The organism is Nonomuraea sp. NPDC005730 (assembly GCF_040630865.1).
Lineage (GTDB): Bacteria > Actinomycetota > Actinomycetes > Streptosporangiales > Streptosporangiaceae > Nonomuraea.
Window position 1 is genome coordinate 1 of the sequence record NZ_JBEXYK010000052.1, and the last position, 25,663, is coordinate 25,663.

Consider the following 25,663-nt stretch of genomic DNA (forward strand, 5'->3'; position numbering starts at 1 on the left):
GCTGTTCCTTTGTGCTGGGTGCACGACTGGTGGCGGGCCTGGGGGGGCCGGGTCGCCGGGCGGGTGGGCGCCGGCGCCGACGCGCCGGCCCCCGGGCAGAACGACCTGGTCACTGATCCGGCGGCGGTCCGCCCTCACGCCAGCAGCGACGCGCCGACCGCACCGACCACGAGGGTGAGGATCACGAACCAGGCACTCAGGGGCAGGCGCACCACGCGCCACGCCCGCCGCCCACCCATCCTCTCCGAAAAGCCCACCTCGCCCACTTCGCCCACTTCGCCCGCCAGCTCGGCGGCTGCTCGGAGGGTGGCCGCCACCGGCGCCCCCCGGTACCACTGCTGGGCCAGCGCCTCCCACAGGATCCACTCCTCGTCCTCCGAGCCAGGCTCGTGACCCAGCTGTTTGAGCAGGTCACCCCGGTAGACGTCGAAGGTCACCTTGACCTGCTCGCCGTACAGCCGGGCCGGTCCGAGCGCGCACGCGTAGCCGATCAGCGCCACGGCCGCGCCTCCGGCGTAGCAGAGCAGGAACAGGCCGGCCGGCGCGCCGGTGACGAGCAGGAACAGGCCCGAGGCCGTGGAGAAGAGGCCGGCCAGGAAGGAGACCGTGAGGAAGAACTCCAGGTCGGCACGGATGGCGGCGAGCGTGGCCCGATGGTCGGCGGGCAGCAGCGGGTACAGGCGCGGCCAGACGAGCGCGGCGTCGATCCCGTACCGCCCCTCAGGGTGGAGGACGGCGTTCTTGAGGATGTTGCCGAGCCGCGTCGGCATGACCTCGGCGAGGTCCGGCGGGTAGCCGGAGTAGAGGCGCTGGTAGTCGGGGAGCCGCTCAGGCCGCAGCCGGGCGTGGACGCGCGAGTGCCAGCGGCGGCCCACGCCGGCCGGCAGACGCCAGGGACGGCGGCTCCAGTCCCCCTCGTACCAGCGCAGCAGCAGCGCGTTCAGACCGGACAGCCAGGTCGCGACCAGCACCACGGCCGCCACGAAGGCGACCGAGTACAGCGCCTTGAGCAGCGTGTCCTGCCGGTTCCACGCGGCGAGCCCCGCCTTCGGCCCGACCGTCGAGCCGACCGCGACCGCGCCGCACAACCCGACGAGGACGAGCGCGGGCAGCAGGGCGTTGAGCAGGAACCGGCGTTCGAACAGCCCGGTCGTCTCCTTGAGCGCGGCGCCGAGCACTCAGACCCCGATCCGCAGCGTGTGCGCGGGCACGTCGCGGTTGACGCACGCGGGCAGCCGCCGCCGGTTGAACGACGGCAGCTCGTTGACCCGCCCGCAGCCTGGCTCCGCGCACACCACGTGGGCGAGGCCCGTCCTCGGCCGTCCCAGCCCGCCGCCGGCGCCGCCGCCGTGCGGTGTCATGACGTTGGACGGCGGCGTGTACGACTCCGACGCGAAGTACGCCCCCACCGCCCCGACCGGCAGCACCGCGGTCACCTCCTCGCCGTCGAGCAGCACCAGGGCCCGCGCCCCCACGTCGAGCAGCGTCACCGCCGGGGACGCCCCGTACTCGTGGAAGGTCACGTCCTCGTCGGCCACGATCGCCGGCGGCAAGGACGCCGTGCCGAGCAGCGCGTAGCCGTCGAGCCCCGCGAGGTCGGCCTCGGTCACCGTGGACACGACCCGCCCAGCGGCGTTCCTGACCACGCCGATCAGCCCGCCGGCCAGCGCCGCCCGTGCCTCGGCCACCGGCGAACCCGGCGACAGCACGGCGAAGGCGTCGTCGGCCTGCGCGAACAGCGTGTCGGTCATCGTCTCGGGCACCCTGCCGGCCCCCGCGTCGGACATCGCATTGGATATCGCGTCGGACATCATCATCTCCAGTCGCCCACCAGGATGAAGGGGGCCCAATGGTAGGGATCCTCGTAGATCTTCCGCTCGTAGTCGGCGGGCTCCCCGGCGGCTGTCGCGGCCCACCGGGAGCGGGTCTCGCCCATCTCCAGTCGCAGCGGCCAGGGCCCGTCCTGCGGGACGCGCGGCAGCAGCCGCTCGTAGGCCGCCTGTGCGCCGGCGTAGTCGCGAGCCCTGAACCGCACGTCCGCGATGCTCTCCTCCAGCAGCAGCCGTGCATCGAGCCCGTCCTCGCCGGCGGCGGACGCGGCCCGCTCGCACAGGCCGACGACCTCGGCGGCCGTCATGTCCCGCAGCCGCCGTTGCGCGCGGCGCAGCGCCTCGGCCTTGTCGGTCCCGGACAGCAGCTCGCGGTAGAAGTGCTGCATGAGCAGGCTGGTCGAGACCTCGTCCACGGCCCACAGGCTGACCAGCACCGAGGCCGCCCCCGCGTAGATCAGCGCGCGGGTGAGGCCGATCAGCTCGTCGCCGGGGTGGCGGGCGTTCGCGCCGCTCTCGCAGGCGCTGATCGTCACAAGGTCGGCGGGCAGCGACATCGTCAGGATGCGCTCGGCCGACAGCTCGCCGTCGTCGACACCGTCAGGGGCCAGGAGGACGCCCGACCGCAGCGGCCGTTCCGGGTCGTAGCGGCCGTGGCAGGCCAGGTGGACGACGCGGAACCCGTCCGCGGCGTCCGCGGCGTCCTTCTCCAGCGCCGTCACGGCAGCCTGCGCGCCCATGCGCAGCGTCGCCTCGCCACCGAACAGGCGGGCGATGGCGGCGGCCTGCTCGCGCGCGTGCACGAGCGGCATGTCGGCGCGCGGATCGGCGTAGACCAGGACCCGGCGGCTGTCGGGACGGCGTTTGGCCTGGCAGTAGCGCATGACCGAGGCGCTCGGCGTGTAGCAGACGGGGTTGCGGTCGATCAGCCGGCCGTCGCCCAGACGCAGCGCGTGCAGCGGCAGGTAGTGCAGTACGTTGTGGGGCACGAACCAGATCGTGTCGTCCGGTTGGCAGTGCCGGTCCAGCGGCGCGACCAGCGCGTCCAGCGCGGCGGGCGGGGAGGCGGCGGCCGGGCCGCGGGCCACCAGGTCGCCCACCTGGGCACGGGTGATGTCGATCTGCTCGACGTGCGGCTGCTCCTCGTCGTGGCGGACCACGAACAGCAGGGTGGTCTGGTCGGTGACCAGGTATTCGGCCAGGATCGTGGTCATGGGCGGCCGTCCGGGGCGAGCATCGGCCTGATGTCGTCGAAGGACACGGGATCTCCCCTTCTGAGCTGGGCGTACTCGGCGCCGTGCCGGCCGGTCGCGGCGATCTCGTCCCACACGGCGGTCAGCCTCTTCCGGGCGGCGAGGACGGCCGTGAGCGCGGCCTGCGGGTCGACGGTTCCGGCCGGCAGCGCGCGGCTCCTGACGTCGTCGGCGAGCCGGACGGCCTGCTCGGTGATCGTGTGGACCAGCGCGAGGTCCGGCCGCGCGCCCGTCCGGTCCGCCAGCCAGTGCAGGCGCGCCAGAGGGACAGGGACCAGCGTGCCGTCGAGGAAGCGGTGGGCGTCGAGATCGCGCAGGTGCCACAGGGGCAGCCTCGCGGTCCTCGCCATCCTCCAGTGGTGCCCGGCCGAGACCGCCACGAGCCAGCACGCCAGCGTGAGCAGCGCGGGATCGGGCCGGAGGAAGCCGCCGAGCGCGAAGAGCAGGAAGCCCTTGTCGGTCACCAGCCGGGTGTAGCCGGGAGGGGTGTACCTGCCGCGGGTCACCAGCGGGAGCACCTCCAGCAGGCCGCGCAGCGCGCCGAGCACCGCTTGCCCCGCGGGCGTCAGCGCGACCAGCAGGTATCCGGCGCGGGCCAGGCCGAGCGGTACCGGCCGCCGGGGTGGGGTCGCGGAGGCGGGCGCGGTCACAGGGGCTCCAGCATGCGGCGGATCTCGTCGTACGAGCGCGGCGCGCCCCGGCGTAACTGGGCGTACTCGGCGCCCCGCTCGCCGGTCGCCGCCAGGCTGTCCAGCACGTCACGCAACTCGGCGCGCGCCGTCCTGAGCCGGATGACGGCCTCCTCGCCGGGCGCGCCCGTCCCGACCGCGGTCCGGCAGTCGGCCAGCCTGTGCCGGGCCGCCTCCTCGGCGCGGATCAGCTCGGCGTGCTCGGGGCCGACGTGGACCGGCAGGTTCTCCCCGAGCAGCTCCAGCATGGACCTGGAACGTCCCCGCTCGACCAGCTCGAAGGCCGCGGCCACCCGGCCCGGCGGCCACCCGTCGGCTCCGGCGTCGGCTCCGGCGTCGGCTCCGGGGCCGTCGCCGACCAGCAGGCGCACGATGGCGGCGTACAGGCCCTCGGCCGAGCCGCCCGCCGTCATGCGCAGCCGCGCGTCCAGGACCTGGTCGCGCAGCAGTTCCCGCAGGTCGAGCGCGTCGGTCAGGCTGCGGTAGGCGCGGGCCGGCGCGGGCGCGTACTGGGCCCTGCCGAGTTGCAGCATCACCCAGTACGCGAAGGTCGTCTGCCCGGTGCTCCGCAGCAGTCCGGCGGCCTCGCGCAGGGCGGCCTCGGCGGCGTCGGGACGGCCGGCGCGCCAGAGGCGCATGCCCGTGACGATCAGCTCCTTGGCCCGGCTCTCCGGCCAGAAGCGGGTCCCGAGGAAGAGCAGCTGGGTCGGGCCGTAGGCGTCGTGGATGATCACCGTGCTGGTGGCGAGCATCATTGCGAGGTCCCACTGCCGCTGCGCGTGCATCGCCGTGGGACGTGTGCCCGCCGCCGCGCTCTGCCGGATGTGGGTACGCATGTCGGCACGGCGTACCCGGATGCGGCGGCCGGCGGCGGCCAGCTCGGCGGCCCTGTCCGGCCGGTCCAGTTCGGCGTGGCGGGCCGACGAGGCGAGCATGGCGTGGCGGCGGCTCAGCGGCGTGAGCTCCGGGGCGTCGATCAGGCGTTCGAGCTCGGTGATCGCGTCCTCGGGGCTCATGACCTGCATCGACTGTCCGTCGCTCCGGCCGCCGGTCAGGGTGATGAGGTGATGGGCGCGCAGGTCGTGCAGCCCGTGGCGGGCCCACAGCTGGAACGTCCTGCGCCAGGACGCGAGGGCCTCCTCCCGCCGTCCCAGCACGAAGCGGATCTCCGCCCTGGCCTGCGCCGCGTGCGCCTCGGCCAGGTCGAGCGCCCGCCCGGCAGCGGGCCGCGCGCCGTCCGGGCCGAGTGCCCGCCGCGCCTCCTCCAGCAACCCGGCGGCCGCGTCGATCCACTCCAGCGCGGTCTCCCCCGGCCGGGACGCGGTGGCGTCGAGGCCCATCAGCCGCAGGACGACGTTCTCGGTGCGGACGACCGACTGCTGCGCCTGGTCCAGCAGGGTGTGCACGAACGACAGGTCGGGCCCGCCGCGGCGCAGCACCGAGTCCGACAGCCACGCGCCCACGATCCGCTCACGGTGCTCCCGGGGGGCGTCGATGAGGACGTGAGCGTCGTTGACCCGGGCCGCCCAGTGCGGCGCGGCCGACTCGCGGGCCATCATCCACGACAGCGGCAGTTGCAGCAGGGCCAGCCAGCCGGCCAGCCGGAGCAGCCCGGCGTCGGGATGGAGCAGCCCCGCGGTCCAGAACAGGAAGTAGCCCTTGTCGGCCAGCAGCCGTACCGGCCCGGCCAGCAGGGACACCACGAGCCCGAGTTGCTTGGCGTACGCGAGGGGCGAGACGACCTGGAGCAGGACGACGATCGCGAGTGCTTGCCAGAACTCCCCGCCCGCCAGCCCTGGATGGTCCCGCCACGCCTCGACCAGCCACCCGCCCGCCACCGCCGCGGCGGCGATGCCCAGACCGGTGATGACCAGCTCCCACAGCAGCCGGCTCAGGGCGAGATAGCGGTTGAGCACCCGGTATGCGCGGTACTGCAGCAGGTAGGAGCAGGAGATGACGGCGGCGACCCCGTAGAGCAGCACCGGCTGCCCCGCGCCTGACACCGCCGCGACGGCCGCCGCCGGCAACGGCGCCAGCGAGGTGACCAGGTAACCCAGCCGGACCAGCCGCACCCGCGGCTCAACGGGGATCACCGGTGGACCTCCGCCCGAGGCGGGCCGCCCGGGAGGGGGGATCGCTCCTGCGCGCGGGCCATCAGCGTGGCCAGCCCCATGCACTGCCGCAGGTCGGGTTCCGGCAGGCCGTCGTCGCCGCGCAGGGCCGCGCGCACGGCACGGGCGTCCACGGGACGATCGCCGGCCACGACCCGACCGCCCTCGGCGGCTGCGGCGGCGAGGCCAGCCAGTCTCTGTACGGCGAGCGGCGGGGCGTCCGGCAGCCGGACCCGCGCGTGCTCCCGGCGCGCGTCGGCGGGCCTGCCGAGCGAGACGGCGAGCAGCCGGACCGCCATCAGCCGGGCGACGAGCTCGTGAACCGCCGCGCCGATGCGCCGGTAGCGCAGCGCCGCCGCGCGCCACTGGCCGAGCGCCTCGCCCGGCTCCCCCGCCAGCTCCAGGACGGCCGCCCTCGCCGAGCACAGTTCGGCCCGCGCCACCGCGAGCCCCCGTCGCAGCGCCGGCAGGTGCTGGGGCGGGTAGCGCGGCACGACCTCGATCTCGACCAGATCGAGCGCGTGCGCGGCGAAGTCGGTCCACCGGGTCGCGGCCATCCCGGTCAGGGGCCGCCTCAGCTCAGGGGCGGCGCCCATCGCGGGCGCCTGCCCAGGCACCGTCCATCCCTGTACGGACAGCACCGCCAGCCCGCCCAACGTGCGCGGCAGCGAGAAATCCGGACGGCCCGGACGGCTCAGAAAGGCGTCGTGCAGCCATCCGCCGAGCAGCGTCGCCCGGTCGTTGTCGAACCACAGGAAAGACGCGGCGTGCCGGACCTGCTGGTGGTCCAGGAACGTACGGCTCCGTCCCCCGCACAGGACGACGAACTCGGCGGCGGCCAGCACGGCGGCAGCCGGGGCGAGCCCGGGCGACGGGTGCAGCAGGGCCAGGCAGACGGCCGCGAGGCCCTCGCGAAACGGCGCCCGCGCCAAGCTCACCACGACGGCCCATCGCGGCAGCCCGCGCATCGGGTCACGGTCCTTCACGGACTCCAGCACCACCATCAGCCCGACCGCGACCACGGCCGGCAGCGCCCCGCCGGCGAACCCGGTCAGGAACGGGATGCCCGCCCAGCGTCCGGCGAGCCAGGCGCCGGCCGGGCTCGCCGCGATGGCGACGAAGGACACCGTCCCGAGCGCGTCGCCGCCCCGGGCGGCCAGGCGCAGCCGCCGGTTCGGCAGGGTCCGCATGCGCCGGGCGCCGACGGCGAGCTGGGCCCCTGTCAGCAGCGCGCCGGACCAGCGGGCGGCCACGTCGGCGAAGCCCAGACCGGGGGCGGGCAGCAGCGCCGCACCGGCCAGCGGCGCGAGCGCCACGACCGCCTGGATCCCGTGCCAGAACCACTCGGCGGGCGTGCTCCCCCGGATGACGGCCCCCTGCCTGTCGAGCAGGAGGAGCAGCGAGGTGTACCCCCGCCAGTACTGCGGCCCGATGTGCACCAGCCGGAGCAGGTAGCCCGCGAGGACCGGCAGCGCCACGACCATCGTCACGTGCGAGCCGGGCAGCCACAACGCCTGGCACAGCGCCACCCCGAGCGCGATCTGCGGCATCCCCGCGGCGCCCAGCGCCAACCCGGCGCAGACCACCGCCAGGGTGCCCGCGGCGCCCGTGCCCGACAGGAGGTCGACCGGTTCGTGGATCAGGAAGGTGAGCGGGGTCCACAGCAGGACGGCCGCCGCCACGCGATGCAGCCGCAGCGCGGCCAGGGGCGGCAGCGCGATCTCCAGCAGGACGTTCTGCGGCGAGGCACGCCTGGCGTGCTCCCGCGTCCGGATCACAGAGAGCACGAGGGCGACGCCCACGAGCACGGCCGACAACCAGGGAACGGGCACGGCGGACTCCTAGGTCTCACCCATTCTCAGGAACGATCCAGCGTAATCACGCCGGACCGGCCGCGGCAATCGAACCGGGCGCTCGGCGTGACGGGGCCGGTGTCGAGGGTGACGATCTCGGTACGGGCGCCGTGCTCGCCCAGCACACCCCTGCGAGCCCCCGTTGCGTCGATCGAGTCGGCCGGCTCGACATCTTCCGCGACGAGGACCTCAGCTACGCACCACGGCTCGCCCGAGCGGGAGTCGAGGTCGCGTTCCACCTGCACCAGGGCGTTCCGCACGAGTTCGAGTTCATCGCCCACACCACCGACATCGCCCGCCGCGTCACCGCGGACCGCATCCGCGTCCTGGCCTCACTGTGACCGGGCCGGCCGCCCCGGACCGCCTTCGACAGATGACCACCGCCTTCGCCCCCGCCGCCCTGGCCCGCCCGCTGCACCCCGCTTCCCTGCAGGGATGGCGCGGACGGTTGCTCTTGGAGCGCCCATCACAATGATCTCTGTTGTGCCTTGACCTCTCGCTGTGGCCGAGCGAGAGATCACATCACACCAGAGATCTCTTTTGTCAGGCGTTCTCGGACCGCTTCTCGGCAATCCGATCCAGACGTACGCTGCCCACATGAGTAGCCCACGCGTGCAGGGCAGAGGGCCCTGAATCTTGGCTTCACCGTTGCTGCAATAGTCCTAGCTCTGCCAGTGCTGCTGCGCTTGACGCTCGCGGCGTGGGCCTTCCGCATCGCTCTGCGGAACTGCCGCTCCCAAGAGCAACGCCGAGCCATTGCTCAGTCAGCCATCCCCATCTTCCTGAACAGGAAAGATGAACAGTCACCGCTTCCCACAGCGGATGAGTTGCCCTCTGGTGAGACAGAGGGCGGGGCAGAGACCTAGATCGCGGCGCGGGCGGATGGGGTAGGGAGGACTGTGTCCTCGATCGGGCCACATCCGCCTCATCAGCCCCATGACGGCGCAACCGCCCCATCCGAAGACCCTGCTCGGCCGTTGCAGCCCGCATCAACCGCGGCCTGTCCCGGCAGGTCGCCAAGGTGGCCGCCGCGTCGGCCGGGTCTCCCGGACGACGTCTCTCAGGCCGCCCGCGACAAACGTCCCGGCGGCGAAGAACGTGGGTCACCGACGGCGACGAGCCGGATCCGAAGGGCCACGGCCAAAGGCGCTCAACCCGGCCGGCGGCTGGCAGCTCCTGGAAGGCGTGTCGGGCGTCGGCGACCATCCCCGCCACCGTGGTGGGGCTCATCAGGATCGCTCTGCTCCTGGTGAGCACGGCGGGGATGATCCGGGTCGGCCATCGGAGCCGGGATGACGACATCCTGCGCATGCGTCCCCTATGGGAGAAGGGGCGCCCCAAGGGGCAGGCCGAGAGCGTCGCCGCCGGCATGCTGTCGCGCCATGTGTGGTTCATCATCGGCGCAGTCCTGGCCGCACGCGGCTCGATGATGTCCGCGAGGGCCGCGCTCCTGTCTGCGGAAGCGTTCTGCTACGGCTTCGGCGACTGTCGTTGCTGTGCCCGCGGGAGAAGTCTTTGGGTGGTCGTACGATCGCTGCGGCAGCCTTCGCGGGAAGCGGGAGCCGCGGATGAGAGTCGGAATTTCCGGCGCGCACGGGACCGGGAAGACGACGCTGGTCGAGTCACTGTGTGAGAACCTGCCGGGCCACGTGATGGTCGACGAGCCGTATTACCTTCTTGAGGAGGAGGGGTACGAGTTCGGGTTCCCGCCGTCCCTGGAGGACTACCGGGCCATGCTCGCACGCTCGGTGCGGAGCATGACCTCGCCGCTGCCGGCGGCCGGGGTTGTCTTTGACCGGACGCCGCTGGACTACCTCGCGTACCTGGCCGCGATGGGCGCTGATCCGTCGGGCGAGGCCGGAACCGCAGGGCTTCGGGCCGCCTTTGCGGGTCTTGACCTGCTGGTCGTTACGCCGGTCACGGCGGAGACGGAGCGGGCGTTGCCGGCTGCGGAGATGCTTGGGCTTCGCTCGCGGGTGAACGATGCGCTGCTGGACCTGGTCTATGACGACCCGTTGGGCGCCTGGGAGGACACCCCGGTGCTGGAACTCAGCGGGTCTCTGGACGGCCGTCTGGGCGCGGTCCTTTCCACGCTGGGCCAGGCGGTGCCGTAGCCGGGCTTGAAGGCGCGGGTCGGCCGCCGTGCAGGAAGCTCTCACTGTGGTTCAGGCCGTGTTTCACAACCCTGTCGCGCGCGCCGGATTGTCAGTACACGGACCTACGCTCTTCCCCATGCCGATATCCGCCTTCCCCGCGTCCCTGCCCTATGCCGATGCCGATGCCCGCCTGGGCGGCGCGTTGTCCGCCGTGTTCGAGGGTGCGGGAGCGTCGCCCGGCTACGACGAGGTGCTGTTCTTCGACGGCGACCTCACCCTCGACGGGGATTTCCTGCACGCCATCAACGAACTGCACGGCGGCGACGTCGAGTTGATCGTGGTCACCGGCGACCTGAAGGTCAACGGCCCGATCGCGCTCTATGAGGACCGGCCCGGCCTGTACGTCGGCGGTCACACCGAGGCCGAGACCCTGGAGGGCGGCGAAGCGGAGATCTACATCCACGACGGCGCCTTCACCCACCTGGTCTACGGCTGGTACAACCACGGCTCTTTGCGGACCGGGATCGTCGACACCCCTTGGGTGATCGACTACGACCACGCGATGGACGTGTACGCCCCAGGCGGGCGCTGGGTGGACAACTACGACGATGACGACGACGCCGACTTCGCCGTCGGGGACAGCATCGTCGAGGCGTTCGTGCCCGAGGTCGTCGACGCGGAGGACCGCTGCCTGGACGTCGACGAGTTCCTGAACCGGCTGCGGGCCGGGCTGCCGGTCCTGCGGCCCGGAGCCCGGACGGCGGCCGATGGCGTTTCATAAGGATCTTTGAGGCTTGCGGCGTGGCGGTGATCGACAAAGGATGAGGTTTCCGGCAGTTGGTTCAACGACCAAGAAGAGCCAAGTACCGGAGACCTCGTGGCCGGCGTGGTGGTGACGAGGCGGCATGACCTCACTGACGCGCAGTGGGCGGCGCTGGAGCCGCATCTGCCTGCCGCATCAGGCAGGGGGCGTCCGCCGAAGTGGAGCAGGCGGCTGTTGATCGACGGGATCCGGTGTTCGGTGCGGGACTCGGTCCGGCAGGGTCCTGGGACGGGTGCCGGAGATGCGCGCAACCCCGATTCCGCCCAGCACCGTGATGGACTGGGGATTGTCGCCCCGCTGCCCGACGGTCACCACCTCGGCCGGCACTCCGCGGCCCTGCTCAACGCCAGATGTGTTTCCCGGCGGCGTCCCCGCCGCCGTCAGGATCTGGGCCCAGCTCCCCGCGCGTCGCCGTCGGGCGAACGTCGCGGACGGCGGGAACTGGCCGTGGCCCTGCTCGGTGATCAGCGCGCGGCAGCCGGGTCCGGTTCGGCGTGTGCACGCGACGAGCGGGCCGAGACGACGTCGAGCAGGTCGGCGAGCTGACCGAGCTGTTGTGGATCCAGCCGACCGGTCGCCGGTGTCAGGGCACGCCGGATGTCGTCCTTCACGCGTTCGGTGAGTTCGATCCCGGCCGGGGTCATGTACACCTCGACGACCCGGCCGTCATCGGGGTTCTTGCCGCGCGTCAGCAGCCCCCGGCGCTCGGCGCGGGCGATGAGGGTGGACATCGTGGACTTGTCCAGACCGAGGTAGGCGGCCAGGTCGGTGACGCGGAGGCGGCGGTCGCGAAGGATGCCGAGCACCCGCAGCTGGGTGAGCGACAAATCATGCTCGCCACCGATGCGGGTCAGTACGCCGGCCACCTCGAAGGTGGTCCGGACGAGGGCGTCCATGACGTCGTCGGCGACGGTCATGCCGCCATGCTAGTCCGGCATGGTTGGAAATGCCAACCATGCCGAGGTGTGGACGCCTGGCATCGCGGTCGCCCGAGGGCGCCTCGCGGCTCGATCCCGCATCGGGTGATCGACGGATGCGGCGTCGATCACACGGCCCGGTTGACATGGTTTGCATTTCCAACCATCCTGGAGATAGTTGGAAATACCAACCATCTTCAGGAGGCGTCCATGCATGCTGCCGTCATCCCGGAAGCCGGTGCTCCGCCGGTCTATCAGGACCACCCCGACCCCACGGAACGCCACGACGAGCTCGTCGTCGAGGTCCTCGCGGCCGCTCTGCACCATCTGACCAGAGCCAAGGCGAACGGCTCGCACTACTCCGGCAAGGGCATGTACCCGCTCGTCCCAGGCGTCGACGGCGTCGTACGCGACAAGGAGGGCAACCTCCGCTACGTGGTCCTGGACGACACAACTCTGGGAACGTTCGCCGACCGCACCCTCATCGACCCGCGTCGCAGCGTGATCCTGCCCGACGGCGTCGACCCCGTGCGGATCGCCGCCGCGATGAACCCGGCCATGTCGTCCTGGGTCGCGCTGCGCCGGCGCGTCGACTTCCGAGCCGGTCAGCGTGTCCTCGTCCTCGGCGCCACCGGCAACGCCGGACGAATGGCGGTCCAGATCGCCAAGCTGTTCGGCGCCGCCCACGTCATCGCCGCAGGCCGTGACGCCACCCGCTTGAGAGCGCTGACCGCTTTTGGAGCCGATGAGACGATCACCTTCGACGAGATCAGCCGCGCGGCCGATGTCGACGTGGTCATCGACTACGTGTGGGGCGAGCCCGCAGCCGGCGCCTTGATCCCGATGCTCACCGCCCGCGCCGACCGCGCCGTCCCGCTGACCTGGATCCAGATCGGATCGATCGCCGGCCAGAGTGCGCCGATCCCGTCCGCGGCACTGCGCTCGGCCCGCCTGCAGATCGTCGGCAGCGGCATCGGCTCGGTCCCTGCCCGCGACATCCTCGCCGAGCTGCCCGAACTGGCCTCAGCGGTGACCGCCGGCGCGATCGACGTGCGGGCCCGTGCCGTACCTCTCCCCCAGGTCGCGCAGGCGTGGACCGACGGGACCGAGGACCGCATCGTCCTCGTCCCCCAGCCGCCCCATCAGACGAGGCAGCCATGACATCGTCGAGCAGCGGCTCGACGCGCTGATCACCGACCCTCCGTGCCGATGACGCCGCCGCCGAGGGCGGCGGCGGACGCGGCGGCGAGGATGCGAATCCCCGGGGTGCCGGTGCCGTCGGCGGGGACGTCCATACGCCTCAGTAGCTCATCGCACGCACGCTCAGACTGCCGCAGTCGTGATGGGAGCGGTACTGCTGGTGGCGCTCCCGCTCACCGACTTTCTGGCCTGGGCAGAATCCCCGCGAGGGCTGGGGCAGTCAGCCTTTGGGGCGTGGGTGGTGGCGCTCTGGCTGGCTGTCTCCCCGGTCGTGCCGGCTCTCAAGGTCGGGAACTCGCGGCGGCGTGGTGCTCGTTCTTGGCCGCTGGTCATCGCGGCGTGGGTGGTCATCGTCATCGGCGCAGTCGCCCAATGGGAGGCCGGACGCTCGTGGCCGGAGATCCTCCTCAGACCCGTAACGCTGGCCCTCATGCTCGTGATCACCGGTCCGGATGGGCTCCGTTTCTTGGCCAAGGCCATCCGATGGGTGCTGCGGCCGCCCTTGCGGCGTCGCGTTCCCGGTGACGCTGCTCGTCCTTGTGCTGATGGTGTTCTTGCAGTTGGGCCTGTGGGTCCTCGCCCGGTTCGTGGAGCAGGGGCCTGCTACTGGCAGTCGGAACAGCGAGTGGCGGTAGTGAGCCAGGCTTGGTCTCCCGGTTGTCCGGCAACCCGCGGGCCGGCTGCGATGGGGCGTCGTTGCTCAACCCGGGTTCAGGTCAGGGGCCGGAAGAAGGTTCGGAGCTGTTCTGCCAGGTAGTCCGGTTCCTCGTGGGCCATGAAGTGTCCGCCGCGGTCGGGGCGAGCGAAGTGTCGCAGGTTGGGAAAGGCGCGTTCGGCCAGGCTCCGGGGGAAGCCTGCCATCAGGGGTTCGTGGCTCAGGGTGATCGCGGTCGGCACGGTGATCGGTGGGCGGGGTCCGGTGTGCGGATGGTCGTAGTAGGGACGGAAGGAGGAACCGATGCTGCTGGTGGCCCAGTAGAGGGTGGCCACGGTGAGCAAGTCGTCGGCCTCCCACCGAGCCTGGAGGTCGCCCTCGCAGTCGCTCCAGTCGCGGTACTTGTCGGCGATCCAGGCCAGCAGCCCTGCCGGTGAGTCCGTCAGCGCCGCGGCGATCGTGTCCGGGCGGGTTCGCATGATCGCGCTGTAGCCGCCGTCCCGGGCGTCGTAGGCCTGTTCGGCCTCCAGGTAGATCCGCTCGTCCGGGTTCACGGCCGAAGAGTCGATGCCGGCGGTGAGGCTGCCGGAGGTCATGTGGATCCCGACCACGCTGGCCGGGAACAGGGCGCCGAGCCATTGGGTGACGCTACCGCCGATGTCCCCGCCGAACGCGCCGTAGCGCTGGTAGCCGAGGGTCGTGGTCATCAGGTGCTGCCAGGTCTCGGCGACCCGATGCCCGGTGAAAGGCCCGCGGGGTGCTTCGGAGTACCCGAAACCCGGCAGTGAGGGGACGACCACGTCGAAGTCGGCGGCCAGCCGGTCGGCCACGGCCAGCATCTCCACGAAGCAGCTCGGCCACCCATGGGTGAGCACCAACGGCAACGCGCCGCGTCGCGGAGACTTGACGTGCACAAAATGCACCCGCTGGCCATCGATGTCGGTCAGGTACTGCGAGTACTTGTTCAACCTGGCTTCGACCTGGCGCCAGTCGAAGCCGTCCGCCCAGTGCTCCAGCAAGGCACGCAGGTCCGTGGGGTCGGCCCCCGCGTTCCATCGCGTGCGGTCCGAGACTTTGGTGTACCGGGTACGCGACAGGCGTACTCGCAGGTCAGCAAGCACGTGCTCCGGTACGTCGATCCGAAAGGGTGGCATGCTCCGGCAATCGTCAGGTGGTCGGTGAGCTACTTCTGTCGAGCAACATGATTCTGACAGTGCTTCGCGACACGAGCCATCAGCTCACCGGCGGCGACCAGCAGGACCCGTTCACCGAGCCGCCCTGGTGGCGTCACCGCCGGCTCGGAGATGAGGGCTGTCTTCAGGAACTGTTGTGGGGCGACGCTGTCCCGCTCGCCGAGAACCTTCAGCAGACCGTTCCAGGCCACGACGGTGACGGATCAGGTCGCTGACATTTTCGCCGCGATGTCGGTTTCCATCCAGTGAACGCACACGTTTCCGGTCAGCCGAGCCACTCACCGACCTTGAGCCCTAGCAGGTCGGCCGCCTTCGACCCGCTAGACAAGATCGCTAGTGCTGCAACCGGAAACGATCACCAGGTCGGGTGGGCTTCAGTCTGCGGATCGGAGAGGTCGTCCGCCCCAGCGGATGCCCTTCTCGCTACGGATGTCCTTTCGAACCCGGCCTACGACCTGTGGCCGGCGACAAGGTCGCCTCATCGCCGGCCCTGACCGCTGCTTCAGCCCTTGATCCATCTGGTCACGGTGTCGAGACAGCCCGGCGCCGTACTCGTGCCACCGTTCGTCTGGATCCGGTGGTCGGCGCCGCCGAAGATCGCCAGGTGCGGGCAGCGCAGGCGCAGCGTGTCCGGGCGGGCCTCCACCAGGTGCCGGCGAAGGGGCGGGAAGTACGTGCCGTTGCGACGCCCCGGACCCGACGACCATCACCACCCCGAGAGCCTGACGGCCCGCAGTGGGGCCGGCGGGGTGACTGTTCGACGGTGGGTTCCCGTCCACCCTGGTGAGCCTGTCGCCGGGTGCCCGCGGCGCCGGACGCCGTCCGAATGAGTAGGCGTTACTCATGCCGGACGGCGTCCGGCGGCGGAGACTGGTTCTGGAACGACTCCAGAAGATCAACAGCTGTCGGGCAGGAGAATCCATGGACACGCATTGGGGCACGATGCGCCGCCACTACACGCGGGCCGCCGCGCGGGCGCAGGCGATGACCGCGCTGAGCACGGCCGGGTACGAGGTCTGGAGCGACCCGGCCGGCGACGAGTACTTCGTCCTGGGCGGCAACGACCAGGTGAACGTGACGATCGTGATCGTCCCCGAGGGGGACGACGAGTGCTTCCTCGCCGTCATCGCCAACAGCTCCAACGGCACGGCCGAGAGCGCACGCAACAAGGTCCGCAGCCTCATCCCGGACCTGGCGGCTCCCGCACCGATGCCCCACCTGCCGTAGGTCCGGTCGTCCGACAGAAGGGAGCACGGTCATGGTTCAGGTGGCCCCGACATTCGGCCCGTGGTCGAGCAACGCCAACAGCGTCGTCAGCACCTGGGTGCCCAACGGCGACACGCCGCTGGGCTACCGCATCTGGACGAACCCGTTCGACCTGCGGGTCACGATCGACGTCGACCTCGCCGTGTTCACGGCCGATCCCTCGGTCGGCGGGTGGGGTGGCCGGTACACCTGGACGAACCTGCCCAGCGACCGTCAGATGACGTTCATCGTGGCGTGCGTGTACCCGGGAGGAGTGATCGCGGCCAACAGCTTCCAGGCGCGTACCCTGCCCTCGGCGACCGCTCCGGTGGAGCCGCCACCGCCGCCCGCCGGCCATTTCCGCGCGGTCGGGAACATCGGCGGGGCCGTCGAACTGACGTGGGACCGCGTCAACGCGGCGGCCGTGCGGGAGCTGTTCGTGGTCCGGCTGGGGCCGGAAGTGAGGTTGTTCAGCTCGCCTGGGGCCTCGGACCCGGGACGGTTCACCGACCACGTGGGCGGGCCGGGCGACTACACGTACATGCTGCGGACCATCGCCCCGCACGGGGCCTTCACGGACGTACGGGCGACGGCGACGGTCGTCCCGGCGCCGGCTCCGATGCCGCACCTGCCGGGCTGGTCGGAACGGCGCGGGATCGCCATGAGCCACGGTGTCCCGTTACCGGCGATGACCGCCGTCTCATGGGGGCCGAACCGCATCGACGCGGCATGGAGCTCGTTCGCGGACTTCAAGAAGATCGCCAGGGTGGCCTGGACCGGGGCGGCGTTCGAGTCCCAGCCGGGGCCGGCGGGACCGGGCGACGGGAGCGGTGACTCCTCCGCCATCGGCTCGATGGCCCTCAGCTCGCTGGGCCCGGGGCATCTGGACTTCCTTTACGCGCACCCGGGGACGGGCCCCTGGCATCGCTGGTGGAACGGGCAGTCGTGGACGGCGCCCGAGAACCTGGGCTGGGGGACGATCAACGGGCTCTGCGCCGTGGGGTGGCCCGCGTCGGACCAGTTGCACGTGTTCTACACCACCGCGAGCGGAGGCAGCCGCCTCCTGCACCGCCGCTGGAGCGGTGGCGCCTGGTCCGGCGAGGAGGACTGGGGCGGGACCGTGCAGGGGCGGCCCACGGCCGCGTCCTGGGGCGAAGGACGGCTGGACGTCTTCTACCGATCCCCCGCGAACCATCTCATGCACCAGTGGCTGGACGCCGGAGCTCGGGGCGCGGAGGAGGACCTGGGCGACTCTCTCACCTGCGATCCGGCAGCGGTCGCCGACCGGTTCGGGTCGCTCCACGTGTTCTACAACTCCGGAGGGCGCCTGGTCGATCGGCGCTGGAACACCAGCGGCCACGGCTGGGACCGTCCTGCCGAACCGCTGGACCACACCGCCACCGGACCCCTCGACGAGAAGCGCGCTCCAGCCGTCGCGTCCTGGGGGCCGGGCCTGGTCGACGTGTTCTTCGTCCGCTTCGACCAGGGGGCGGTCCCGTACGTCTATCACATGTCCTATCACTGACCGGTGACCCGGAGCACGCGCGTCGGTTGTCAGGGATCGTGCGCGTGCACCGGCTCGCGGGCGGCCAGGATCTGCTGATCACCGGTCAGGTGACGGATCGCGCCACCAAGGCCATGGCCTGCCGCATGGCGTCCCGTACTTCGTCGGGTCCGCCGCCGCGTTGCAGGGCGGTCAGCGCGGCCGCGCCGACCGCGCCCACCATGGCGCCGACCAGCGCGGAGGCCGTGGTCGTGTCGAGGTCGTCGGGGAAGGCCCGCCGCAACGCCGGGGCCAGTTCGGCCTGCGCGGTGAGGTACCGCTGCAGCAGCCGGGCCTGCAGCGACGGCTCCGACGCCGCCAGCCGGGCCCGCAATGCCGCGAGCCCGCTGGGCAGGTCGTGATCCCAGGCGTTGAAGATCATCTGATCCATCGCCCGCACCAGCACCTCAGGCAGCCGCTCACCGGCGCGGCGCTCCGCGATGACCTCCAGCGCCAGGTCGACGCGCACGTCGGCATTGGCCAGGAGCACGTCCTCCTTGGTCTGGAAGTGGAGGAAGAACGTGCGGGGGGACACCTCCGCGGCGTCGGCGATCTCGGCCACGGTCACCTGGTCGTAGCCCCTGTCCTCGAACAGGCGTATCGCCGCTTCGGTCAATGCCTGCCGGGTGCGTTGCTTCTTGCGCTCCCGCAGACCTGCTTTCTCCACCATGTCGGTCATTTTACTTCATCTGCTGTAGCTATGCATACACTGAATCAATACAGTGACTGCACTCAATGGAGGATGACAACATGGGAAGCCTGGACGGACGCGTGGTCCTCATCACCGGAGCAGGGCGCGGCATCGGCCGAGAGGAGGCGTTGTTCTTCGCCGCCGAGGGCGCCAAGGTCGTCGTCAACGACCCGGGCGTCGCCATCGACGGTACGGGCGGCGACGGCGACGTGGCCGCGAAGGTCGTCGAGGAGATCATCGCCGGCGGCGGAGCCGCCGTGGCCAACACCGACAGCGTCGCCGACTGGGACGGCGCCCGCCGCATGGTGGAGACGGCCCTCGACTCGTTCGGGGACCTGCACGTAGTGGTCAACAACGCGACCATCGAACGGAACATGGGCCTGACCGACCTGCCGGAGAAGGACTTCGACGACGTCGTGGCCGTCAAGCTCAAGGGCACCTTCGCAGTGACCCGCTGGGCGGCCCGCCACTGGCGCGACCGGTACGAGGCCGGGGTCCGCGCCGACCGCGCCGTGATCAACACCTCCTCCGGCTCCGGCTTGCTCAACCCTCTGCCCGCGCAAGCGTCTTACGCGGCAGGCAACGCCGGGGTCGCGGCGCTGACCATGGTTGCCGCCCTCGAGCTCGGCCGGTACGGCGTGCGGGTCAACTGCATCTCGCCCTCGATGGCCCGTACCCGCCTCACTCTCGCCGTCCCCGCCATGAACGAGGAGCCACCGGCGGGCCGGTTCGACCCGCTGCACCCGGCCGCCTGCGCGCCTGTCGCCGCCTACCTGGCCGGTGCGGCCTGCCCGTTCACCGGCCAGGTCCTGTCGGTACGAGGCGGAACCGTCGCGGTCAACCACGGCTGGTCCCTCGGCGGCCACATCCACAAGGACGGGCTGTGGAGCGTGCAGGAGCTGACCGACAAGGTGAAGGAGCTCCCGACGGACGACCCCTTCGACAAGCTCGCCCAAGTCCTGACCAGCGCACTCGGCGACATCGGACGCGACCGCCTCCAGGAAATGATCAACACCCTCCTGGACGAAGGGGGCCGGTCCGGTACGGCCACCGCATGACACGACGGCGCACAGCCTGGCCTTCGGCCCCGGCCCACCGCGACCCCGATGTCTGCGGATTCCACGCCTGACACGACGCGGGTGGTCGAGCGCGTGCTCGGGTGACTCATGCTCCGCCGTGGCGGCGGGCCGTTCCGGCCTCGCCCCGCGAGCCGGACCGTGCTGAGCCAGGCCGCGCCGCTCCCGACCACGTGATCGGCGACGGCGGCGTGCCAGACGGCGCTGCTCTCGTGGCCCTCCGTCTCGGCCTCGGGAGCCGCCACGCAGACGACGGGCAGAGGGGTGTCGTTGATCCGCGTCCAGCCGTCGTCGGCGAGACGGCGCGCGAGCAGCTGTCCGAGCCGTACGTCCCGTTCGAGCTGCGCGGCATGAGTGCGCCTGCCCGCGACGGCGAGGGCCAGGAAGACCTTCAGGCCGGCGAAGCGGCGTGACCACTGCACGCTGGTGGTGTAGGGGTCGGGAGCGTCCTCGGTCTCGGCGGGCATGTAGGAGGTCGTCGCGTGGAAGCTCTGCGAGAGGGCTGCCGCGTGCGGCGTGAGGAACATGCCCGCGCCCATGGGCGCCGACAACCATTCGTGCGCGTCCACGGTGACGCTGTCGGCCAGTTCCGCCCCTCCCAGCAGCGGACGCAGCGGGTCGAGCGCGCCTCCGGCCGTCGTGCCCGCCGGCGCCCGCTTCGGGGCCGCGGACGTAGTTGGTGCGCACGTCGTCGAACTCGGCGAACCTCTGACGGAAGCCGCCTCTGGCCAGCTCGGGCGGCAACGGCTCACGGTGCCCGGCAAACGGGTTCCGGTAGCCGGTCACCGGTCTGTCTCCTGACCGGGATCGGTGTGCGCATCGTCCTGCACGGCGAGGACCCCTGCCGCGAAGCTCTTGAACGTGTCGTTGTCGACCAGCGCGATGCCCTGTTTGCGGTCCACGAGCACGAGCAGGGTGTCGCCCGGCTGAAGCGACTTTTCCTACCATACGCACGTGCGGCATCCGCCCCGTCCGCACGCCCGGTGTTCTGCCGGATTCGCGGCGCGATGGTCGTGCCGGAAGGCCGAGCTCAGCCATGCGACCCCGCACCAGAGCCCGACGGGTGCAGTGGGAACTCGGGCGGTGGAGGACCTGCCGGCACACAGCAGAAAGGACATCCCATCAAGCAAGGGCAGAAGGTACTGGCGGGCCACTACGCCCTGATGATCGCGGGTGAGCTCGGGCTGAGCATCCAGGCGCCCGCCGGAGCCCGCCCGGAGCCAACACCACCTGCAAGGGTCCACGCTCGACCATGACCTACGTCAACATCGACCCGCCCCTGCCTCATGACGGGCCCGGGCCGACGAACTGCCCACCGCCGTCGGGGCCCGCTACGCAGCGTGCCTGGCCACCGCGGCGGCGCCCGTGCCGGCCAGGACGAAGAGTGCGGCCAGGGCGAGCCAGCCCGCCGTACGGTGTTCGACGGCGGTGGTGACGAGGATCGGCGAGACCATGGCGGCCAGCGCGTAGCCGGTCTGGCTGAGCCCCTGGTAGGCGCCCGCGCTGCGCGGGTCGGCCAGTTCGAAGGCCATGCCCCAGCCGCCCGCCTCGCCCAGGATCTCCCCCATGGTGTGGGCGAAGGCGGCCAGCACGAACAGGACGCAGGCGACGATCACGTTCCCGAAGGCGGCCAGGGCGTACAGGCCGCAGGCGAGAGCGAGCAGCCACGAGGCGCGCCTGACCGTGAGCCCGGCCTGGCGCACGTCGTCGGTGCCACGTGAGGCGCGCACCTGGAGCGCGGCGACGACCACGGTGTTGAGGACGAGCAGTACGGAGACGATGGCGGTGGGCGCGTCGGTGGTGGCGACCCAGAGCGGCACGCCGACGGTCAGCAGGCCGAACTGCATGGCCACCACGGCGTTGCACACCACGCTCGCGACATACGTACGGTCCCTGAGCGGCGAAGGCCCGCCGGACGCGGCGCGCTGCCTGACGGCGGTCATCCTGGCGGCCAGCTCCGGCACCTGACGCCCGAGCCCGGCCAGCGGCACGGTCGCCGCCAGCAGCAGGACCCCGGCGGCGACCATCGCCACCCGGTAGGCCACCGCGGTGCCGATCAGCAGCGCCGCCGCGGCGGCGCCCGTACCCAGGCCGATGAAGACGTTCGTGACCACCCGCATCCGGGCCCGGATCTCGACCCGCTCCGGGCCGGGGTACCACCGGGCCAGCATCGCCTGCTTGGAGGAGGACCCCACCGAACGCATGATCACCGCCATGCAGGCGATCAGGGTGAACACGACGGCGTCGGAGACGAACGTGTAGGCGAGCAGCGCGACCCCATTGAGCCCCGTCGCCACCGTCTGGACGCGGTGCGCGCCGAACCGGTCGGCCAGCCACCCTCCCGCGTACGAGGCCAGCACCCCGGTGCCGCCCGCGATACCCAGCCCGAGACCCACCGTCTGCACGCCGAGCCCGATGACGAGCGTGAAGTACAGCGTGCTGACGGTGTAGAAGACACCGCTGGAGAGCGCGAACGCCATCGTGCTGAGGGTCAGCGAGCGGGCGACGCGGTCGCTGGGGAAGAACGTCTGGATCACGGGGGCCTTTATCCCGCGATAGGGCCTTTGTCGCCAATTGATGTAGCGTATGGCTTCATGGCGGGGCTGATCGAATACGAGCTCGCGGGGATGGACGTCGCCGACGTCCGCTTCGCCATCTCGCCGCTCAACGAGCTCACGCTGTCGTTGCGCACGTTCCGCGACCCCGGCCGCTACCCGGTGCACCTGCCCTGGCTGCGCCGCACCGAGCAGGTCCGCTCCACGCTGGACGTGCCCCTGCTGCATGCGCTCACCAACGACGACATGTGGACGCCGGACTACCTGTCGCCCCGCCCCCACGCGCCGCTCACCCGCATCGACGACGAGTTCGCCGCCCTGGCCCGCGTGCCCGCCGGCCGCGTGCTCGACGACCTGCGCTCCGTCCACCCCCGGCTCCCCGAGCCGTTGCGCGGCGACCCGTCGGCCCGCATCCTGGACGCGCTGCGCGACTACTGGCGCACCTGCTTCGCGCCGTGGTGGCCCAGGATGCGGGCGGTCCTGCAGGCCGACGTGGTCCACCGGGGCCAGGTCATCTCGGCCCACGGCCTGGCAGCGATGTTCGCCGACCTCAACGAACGCGTCCAGCTGAAGGACGGGGTCGTACGCATGCGGCTGATCAGCGACGCCCGCTACCGGCGCTCGACCAGCGGCGAGGGCCTCACCCTGGTCCCGACCCTCTTCAGCCGGGCCCCCACGACCCCCATCTCGCCGTCGGAGCCCCCGTTGGTCATGTACGGCACCCGGGGCGCCGGCACGCTCTGGCAGTCCGAGCCCCGTCCCTCCCCGGCGGTGCTCACCGACCTTCTGGGCGCCACCCGGGCAGGGCTGCTCACCACGCTCGAAGCCCCCGCCTCCTCGACCGAGCTCGCCGGCCGCCTGGGCGTCACCCCCTCGGCCGTCAACCAGCACCTTCGCACCCTCCGGGCCGCCGGCCTGCTCGCCAGCGCCCGCCACGGCCGCTCGGTCCTCTACCTGCGCTCCGAACTGGGCGACGCCCTGGTCACCGGCTCGGGACTCTCCCGTGAAGGGGAATGAGCAGGGCGTACTCAGGCGCCTCCGTCATCCTGCGGAGGGCCGAGCTCGCTCCGGCTCTGCACCAGGGACTCGAAGAGGCCGCCACGCTCCGGGCCCGTAACGGCCAGGGTAGCAAGTTACAAGTTTTGACATCTGTTACCAACCCCGCTTAGCGTTCCTCGCATGGAGCAGAGAACCTTGGGCGCCGACGTCCGTGTGGGTGCGGTCGGGCTCGGTTGTGCAGGCATGTCCGGCGCGTACGGACGCAGCGCCGACGAGCAGAGCATCGCGACGCTTCGCAACGCGCTCGACGCCGGGATCACGTTCATCGACACGGCCGACCACTACGGGATGGGGCACAACGAGACGCTCATCGGGCAGGCGCTGCGACCCGCCGATCGCGACCGCGCCGTGGTGAGCGTGAAGTTCGGCGCGTTGTTCGGTGTGGACGGCAGCGTGCGCGGCATCAACGGCCGACCGGACGCGATCCCGAACTTCCTGGGCTACTCGCTGCAGCGGCTGGGCACCGACCACGTGGACATCTATCGCCCGGCCAGGCTGGACCCCGCTGTCCCGATCGAGGAGACCGTCGGCGCCGTCGCCGAGATGGTGCAGAAGGGCTACGTGCGCGGCATCGGGCTGTCCGAGGTCGGCGCCGAGACGATCCGCCGCGCCCACGCCGTGCACCCGATCACCGACGTCCAGATCGAGTACTCACTGTTCAGTCGCGGCGTCGAAGATGAGATCCTGCCCACCTGCCGCGAGCTGGGCATCGGCGTCACCGCCTACGGGGTGCTCGCCCAAGGAATGCTGACCGGGACGTGGCGGCCGTCGGCCGGCGACGCACGGCATCGCGGGCACCTGCCCCGCTTCGCCGCCGGCAACATCGAGACCAACCTCGCGTTGGTCGAGCGGCTGCGGGAGATCGCCACCTCCCGCAGCGTCACGGTCGCACAGCTCGCGATCGCGTGGGTGCTGGCGCAGGGGCGCGTGCACCAGGACATCGTCGCGCTGGTCGGGGCCGGCCGACCGCACCGCATCACCGAGGCGGTGGGCGCCGCCGGGCTGCGGCTGACCGAGGACGACCTGGACGCGATCGAGCAGGCCGTCCCCCGAGGGGCGGCCGCGGGAGAACGCTACGCCCCCGCCCTGCTCGCGCTGCTGGACAGCGAGCGAACGGGCGGCGGACGCTGATGCCTGCCCGAACCCCGCTGGACGCGAACGCCATCCTGGCGGCCACCGAGGAGATCCTGCGCCGCCACGGACCGGACAAGGCAACGGTCGTCGACGTCGCCCGGGCACTCGGGGTCAGCCACGCCGCCGTCTACAAGCACTTCGCCTCCAAGCAGGCGCTGCGCGAGGCCGTGACCCGGCGCTGGCTCGACCGCAACCGCGACGCCCTCGCCGTCATCGCCGCCGACCGCGCGGTCCCGCCGGTGCGGCGACTGCGTACCTGGCTGCACGCCGTCCTGGCCGTGAAGCAGGCCAAGATTCGCGAGGACCCGGAGCTGTTCGCCGCCTATGGAATCCTCGCGGCCGCGCACAGCAGCGTCGCCACCGACCACGTCGCCGACCTCTTGGGCCAGCTGACGGCCATCATCGCTGACGGCGCCGCCGACGGCAGCCTCCGCACCGACGACGCGGCGGCCACCGCCCACGTGGTCTTCAACGCCACTGCCAAGTTCAACCACCTCGCCCACGCGGCCGAATGGCAGAACCCCGGCGTCGGCGCCGAACTCGACGAGGTGTGCAGCCTGCTGCTGGAGGGTCTGCACGCCCCCACATCGCCGTAGCCGAACCGGGTCGACCACACGCCGCGACTCGTCAGCGGCGCGGTCGGCCCTGCCCATCGCCACCCAGGCGGCAACGAACAAGGAGTACGAACGACCATGGTTCAAGCAATCGGAGTGACGCGGCCAGGTGGACCGGACGCTCTCGGCGAGTTCGACCTGGCGGCCGAACCGATCGGTCCCGGTCAGGTCAGGATCCGGGTGAGCAGTGCCACGGTGAACCCGGCCGACGCGATGATCCGTTCTCGTCCGCGGCAGGATGAGGCGGACGCGGTGCGGGTGCCGGGCATGGAGGTGGCCGGCGTGATCACCGAGATCGGCCCCGCCGTCGACCGCCCGTTCACGATCGGGGACGCCGTCATGGCCATCGTGGTGCCCTCAGGTGCGCACGGCGGCTACCGGGCAGACCTCGTCATGTCGGCACGCTCGGTCGCGAAGATCCCGGCCGGGCTCTCGGACGTTCAGGCCGCCACCATCCCGATGAACGGGCTCACCGCCCGGCTCGCACTCGACACGCTGGCGCTCCCGGCCGGCGCGACGGTCGCCGTCACCGGCGCAGCCGGCACCGTCGGCGGGTACTTCGTCCAGCTCGCCAAGCAGGCCGGGCTGGTCGTCGTCGCCGACGCCGCCCAGCAGGACGAGACCTTCGTCCGCGAGTGCGGAGCCGACGAAGTTGTGCCGCGGGGGGACGACTTCGCCGCAATGGTCCGGCGCCACCACCCGGGCGGCGTCGACGGGCTCGTCGACGCCGCCGTGCTGGAGGCCGTCGTGCTCCCCGCCGTCAAGGACGGCGGCACCGTCGTCACCGTCCGCGGTTACCAGGGCGACGGGACCGGCCGGGTCCGCGTCGTCCCGATCTTCGTCCGCGACTACGTCGAGGCCACGGCCGAGCTCGACCGGCTCGCCGAACTCGCCGGTGAAGGACGGCTCACCGTCCGCGTGGCCGGCGAACTGCCGGCCTCCCGAGCCGCCGACGCGCATCGCTCGCTCGAACGGCGCGGCGTTCGCGGGCGGTTCGTCCTGCGGTTCGGCTGACCGGGCTCAGAAAGGTGGCCGGCAGGCATGCCGTTCTCGACCAGAAGATCTGTGGGCTGAATCACCGGAACCTCCGAGAGTCACGGGCGCTCCTTCCTGACGACAAAAGGGGA

Annotated in this window: 25 protein-coding genes and 1 pseudogene; 13 read left to right on the forward strand and 13 right to left on the reverse strand. The window is 71.6% G+C overall.

Translation table 11 applies throughout. From position 1 onward, the window contains the following. Positions 1–134: 134 nt before the first annotated feature. From ABZ444_RS38325 to ABZ444_RS38350, 6 genes are all read right to left on the reverse strand, one after another. Positions 135–1,178: a hypothetical protein gene (locus ABZ444_RS38325; RefSeq protein ID WP_358008156.1), complete on the reverse strand. Its 1,044-nt coding sequence runs from the start codon at positions 1,176–1,178 to the stop codon at positions 135–137. After that, on the reverse strand, positions 1,179–1,751 hold the full coding sequence (locus tag ABZ444_RS38330; RefSeq protein ID WP_358008159.1) for a hypothetical protein: 573 nt from the start codon (positions 1,749–1,751) through the stop codon (positions 1,179–1,181). Between the two features lie 62 nt (positions 1,752–1,813). Further along, complete coding sequence (locus ABZ444_RS38335) at positions 1,814–3,043, reverse strand: CHAT domain-containing protein (RefSeq protein ID WP_358008162.1); 1,230 nt, start codon at positions 3,041–3,043, stop codon at positions 1,814–1,816. Next, positions 3,040–3,732 (reverse strand): hypothetical protein, encoded by a 693-nt coding sequence (locus ABZ444_RS38340; RefSeq protein WP_358008165.1) that lies wholly within the window; start codon positions 3,730–3,732, stop codon positions 3,040–3,042. The genes ABZ444_RS38335 and ABZ444_RS38340 overlap by 4 nt, the downstream gene beginning before the upstream one ends. Beyond that, positions 3,729–5,864: a hypothetical protein gene (locus ABZ444_RS38345; protein WP_358008168.1), complete on the reverse strand. Its 2,136-nt coding sequence runs from the start codon at positions 5,862–5,864 to the stop codon at positions 3,729–3,731. The genes ABZ444_RS38340 and ABZ444_RS38345 overlap by 4 nt, the downstream gene beginning before the upstream one ends. Beyond that, entirely contained in the window at positions 5,861–7,714 is a 1,854-nt protein-coding gene (locus tag ABZ444_RS38350; RefSeq protein ID WP_358008171.1) for a hypothetical protein, read from the reverse strand. Before ABZ444_RS38350 ends, ABZ444_RS38345 begins: the two co-directional genes overlap by 4 nt. A 131-nt stretch (positions 7,715–7,845) precedes the next feature. Between ABZ444_RS38350 and ABZ444_RS38355 the strand changes: the two genes are divergently transcribed. From ABZ444_RS38355 to ABZ444_RS38370, 4 genes are all read left to right on the forward strand, one after another. After that, positions 7,846–8,076, forward strand: coding sequence for an alpha/beta hydrolase fold domain-containing protein (locus tag ABZ444_RS38355; RefSeq protein ID WP_358008174.1), 231 nt, complete (start codon positions 7,846–7,848; stop codon positions 8,074–8,076). A 1,227-nt stretch (positions 8,077–9,303) separates the two neighbouring features. Further along, positions 9,304–9,849, forward strand: coding sequence for an AAA family ATPase (locus ABZ444_RS38360; RefSeq protein WP_358008177.1), 546 nt, complete (start codon positions 9,304–9,306; stop codon positions 9,847–9,849). Positions 9,850–9,967: 118 nt separating this feature from the next. Beyond that, on the forward strand, positions 9,968–10,612 hold the full coding sequence (locus ABZ444_RS38365) for a hypothetical protein (protein ID WP_358008179.1): 645 nt from the start codon (positions 9,968–9,970) through the stop codon (positions 10,610–10,612). 111 nt (positions 10,613–10,723) lie between these two features. Continuing rightward, positions 10,724–11,200: a transposase gene (locus tag ABZ444_RS38370; protein ID WP_358008319.1), complete on the forward strand. Its 477-nt coding sequence runs from the start codon at positions 10,724–10,726 to the stop codon at positions 11,198–11,200. On the opposite strand, the gene ABZ444_RS38375 is transcribed toward ABZ444_RS38370, so the two are convergent. Continuing rightward, the gene (locus ABZ444_RS38375; RefSeq protein ID WP_358008182.1) at positions 11,119–11,571 is read right to left on the reverse strand and encodes a MarR family transcriptional regulator; all 453 of its coding nucleotides are present in this window, start codon (positions 11,569–11,571) and stop codon (positions 11,119–11,121) included. The genes ABZ444_RS38370 and ABZ444_RS38375 overlap by 82 nt on opposite strands. Positions 11,572–11,781: 210 nt before the next feature. Here ABZ444_RS38375 and ABZ444_RS38380 point away from each other — a divergent pair, with 210 nt between their 5' ends. Further along, positions 11,782–12,732, forward strand: a complete 951-nt coding sequence (locus ABZ444_RS38380; protein ID WP_358008185.1) for a zinc-binding alcohol dehydrogenase family protein — start codon at positions 11,782–11,784, stop codon at positions 12,730–12,732. Positions 12,733–13,482: 750 nt separating this feature from the next. Here ABZ444_RS38380 and ABZ444_RS38385 read toward each other — a convergent pair. The 3 genes from ABZ444_RS38385 to ABZ444_RS38395 form a co-directional block, all read right to left on the reverse strand. After that, positions 13,483–14,580: an epoxide hydrolase family protein gene (locus tag ABZ444_RS38385; RefSeq protein ID WP_358008188.1), complete on the reverse strand. Its 1,098-nt coding sequence runs from the start codon at positions 14,578–14,580 to the stop codon at positions 13,483–13,485. A gap of 29 nt (positions 14,581–14,609) precedes the next feature. Beyond that, positions 14,610–14,810, reverse strand: coding sequence for a hypothetical protein (locus tag ABZ444_RS38390; protein ID WP_358008191.1), 201 nt, complete (start codon positions 14,808–14,810; stop codon positions 14,610–14,612). Between the two features lie 311 nt (positions 14,811–15,121). Next, entirely contained in the window at positions 15,122–15,265 is a 144-nt protein-coding gene (locus ABZ444_RS38395) for a hypothetical protein (protein WP_358008194.1), read from the reverse strand. A 275-nt stretch (positions 15,266–15,540) separates the two neighbouring features. Here ABZ444_RS38395 and ABZ444_RS38400 point away from each other — a divergent pair, with 275 nt between their 5' ends. Then, complete coding sequence (locus tag ABZ444_RS38400) at positions 15,541–15,846, forward strand: hypothetical protein (protein ID WP_358008196.1); 306 nt, start codon at positions 15,541–15,543, stop codon at positions 15,844–15,846. Between the two features lie 31 nt (positions 15,847–15,877). Continuing rightward, positions 15,878–17,389 carry a hypothetical protein gene (locus ABZ444_RS38405; RefSeq protein ID WP_358008199.1) on the forward strand — a complete coding sequence of 504 codons (1,512 nt, stop codon included), beginning with the start codon at positions 15,878–15,880 and terminating at the stop codon, positions 17,387–17,389. An 85-nt stretch (positions 17,390–17,474) separates the two neighbouring features. On the opposite strand, the gene ABZ444_RS38410 is transcribed toward ABZ444_RS38405, so the two are convergent. Continuing rightward, positions 17,475–18,077, reverse strand: coding sequence for a helix-turn-helix domain-containing protein (locus tag ABZ444_RS38410; protein WP_358008202.1), 603 nt, complete (start codon positions 18,075–18,077; stop codon positions 17,475–17,477). 80 nt (positions 18,078–18,157) lie between these two features. Here ABZ444_RS38410 and ABZ444_RS38415 point away from each other — a divergent pair, with 80 nt between their 5' ends. Then, positions 18,158–19,156: an SDR family NAD(P)-dependent oxidoreductase gene (locus ABZ444_RS38415; protein WP_358008205.1), complete on the forward strand. Its 999-nt coding sequence runs from the start codon at positions 18,158–18,160 to the stop codon at positions 19,154–19,156. A 191-nt stretch (positions 19,157–19,347) separates the two neighbouring features. Continuing rightward, on the forward strand, positions 19,348–19,587 hold the full coding sequence (locus ABZ444_RS38420; protein WP_358008327.1) for a hypothetical protein: 240 nt from the start codon (positions 19,348–19,350) through the stop codon (positions 19,585–19,587). Here ABZ444_RS38420 and ABZ444_RS38425 read toward each other — a convergent pair. Together ABZ444_RS38425 and ABZ444_RS38430 are read right to left on the reverse strand one after the other, a co-directional pair. After that, positions 19,480–19,926, reverse strand: a pseudogene (locus ABZ444_RS38425) (pyridoxal-dependent decarboxylase); the annotation flags it as partial. The gene ABZ444_RS38420 and the pseudogene ABZ444_RS38425 overlap by 108 nt on opposite strands. 579 nt (positions 19,927–20,505) lie before the next feature. Next, positions 20,506–21,711, reverse strand: coding sequence for an MFS transporter (locus tag ABZ444_RS38430; RefSeq protein WP_358008208.1), 1,206 nt, complete (start codon positions 21,709–21,711; stop codon positions 20,506–20,508). Between the two features lie 57 nt (positions 21,712–21,768). Here ABZ444_RS38430 and ABZ444_RS38435 point away from each other — a divergent pair, with 57 nt between their 5' ends. The 4 genes from ABZ444_RS38435 to ABZ444_RS38450 all read left to right on the forward strand — a co-directional run bounded on the left by ABZ444_RS38435 (position 21,769) and on the right by ABZ444_RS38450 (position 25,550). Further along, positions 21,769–22,746 (forward strand): DUF5937 family protein, encoded by a 978-nt coding sequence (locus ABZ444_RS38435; RefSeq protein ID WP_358008211.1) that lies wholly within the window; start codon positions 21,769–21,771, stop codon positions 22,744–22,746. A 162-nt stretch (positions 22,747–22,908) separates the two neighbouring features. Then, positions 22,909–23,919 carry an aldo/keto reductase gene (locus tag ABZ444_RS38440; RefSeq protein ID WP_358008214.1) on the forward strand — a complete coding sequence of 337 codons (1,011 nt, stop codon included), beginning with the start codon at positions 22,909–22,911 and terminating at the stop codon, positions 23,917–23,919. Then, a complete protein-coding gene (locus ABZ444_RS38445; protein ID WP_358008216.1) occupies positions 23,919–24,518 on the forward strand; it encodes a TetR family transcriptional regulator in 600 nt (199 codons plus the stop codon). Before ABZ444_RS38440 ends, ABZ444_RS38445 begins: the two co-directional genes overlap by 1 nt. A 96-nt stretch (positions 24,519–24,614) precedes the next feature. Continuing rightward, positions 24,615–25,550: an NADP-dependent oxidoreductase gene (locus ABZ444_RS38450; protein WP_358008219.1), complete on the forward strand. Its 936-nt coding sequence runs from the start codon at positions 24,615–24,617 to the stop codon at positions 25,548–25,550. Positions 25,551–25,663: the final 113 nt, after the last annotated feature.

What these genes read in the sequence shown, in the direction of transcription:
- ABZ444_RS38445 (WP_358008216.1), top strand. Translation starts at nt 23,919, where the DNA reads ATGCCTGCCCGAACCCCGCTGGACGCGAACGCCATCCTGGCGGCCACC.
- ABZ444_RS38440 (WP_358008214.1), top strand. Translation starts at nt 22,909, where the DNA reads ATGGAGCAGAGAACCTTGGGCGCCGACGTCCGTGTGGGTGCGGTCGGG.
- ABZ444_RS38360 (WP_358008177.1), top strand. Translation starts at nt 9,304, where the DNA reads ATGAGAGTCGGAATTTCCGGCGCGCACGGGACCGGGAAGACGACGCTG.
- ABZ444_RS38365 (WP_358008179.1), top strand. Translation starts at nt 9,968, where the DNA reads ATGCCGATATCCGCCTTCCCCGCGTCCCTGCCCTATGCCGATGCCGAT.
- ABZ444_RS38410 (WP_358008202.1), bottom strand. Translation starts at nt 18,077, where the DNA reads ATGGTGGAGAAAGCAGGTCTGCGGGAGCGCAAGAAGCAACGCACCCGG.
- ABZ444_RS38375 (WP_358008182.1), bottom strand. Translation starts at nt 11,571, where the DNA reads ATGACCGTCGCCGACGACGTCATGGACGCCCTCGTCCGGACCACCTTC.
- ABZ444_RS38330 (WP_358008159.1), bottom strand. Translation starts at nt 1,751, where the DNA reads ATGACCGACACGCTGTTCGCGCAGGCCGACGACGCCTTCGCCGTGCTG.
- ABZ444_RS38385 (WP_358008188.1), bottom strand. Translation starts at nt 14,580, where the DNA reads ATGCCACCCTTTCGGATCGACGTACCGGAGCACGTGCTTGCTGACCTG.
- ABZ444_RS38435 (WP_358008211.1), top strand. Translation starts at nt 21,769, where the DNA reads ATGGCGGGGCTGATCGAATACGAGCTCGCGGGGATGGACGTCGCCGAC.
- ABZ444_RS38415 (WP_358008205.1), top strand. Translation starts at nt 18,158, where the DNA reads ATGGGAAGCCTGGACGGACGCGTGGTCCTCATCACCGGAGCAGGGCGC.
- ABZ444_RS38380 (WP_358008185.1), top strand. Translation starts at nt 11,782, where the DNA reads ATGCATGCTGCCGTCATCCCGGAAGCCGGTGCTCCGCCGGTCTATCAG.
- ABZ444_RS38335 (WP_358008162.1), bottom strand. Translation starts at nt 3,043, where the DNA reads ATGACCACGATCCTGGCCGAATACCTGGTCACCGACCAGACCACCCTG.
- ABZ444_RS38450 (WP_358008219.1), top strand. Translation starts at nt 24,615, where the DNA reads ATGGTTCAAGCAATCGGAGTGACGCGGCCAGGTGGACCGGACGCTCTC.
- ABZ444_RS38405 (WP_358008199.1), top strand. Translation starts at nt 15,878, where the DNA reads ATGGTTCAGGTGGCCCCGACATTCGGCCCGTGGTCGAGCAACGCCAAC.
- ABZ444_RS38400 (WP_358008196.1), top strand. Translation starts at nt 15,541, where the DNA reads ATGGACACGCATTGGGGCACGATGCGCCGCCACTACACGCGGGCCGCC.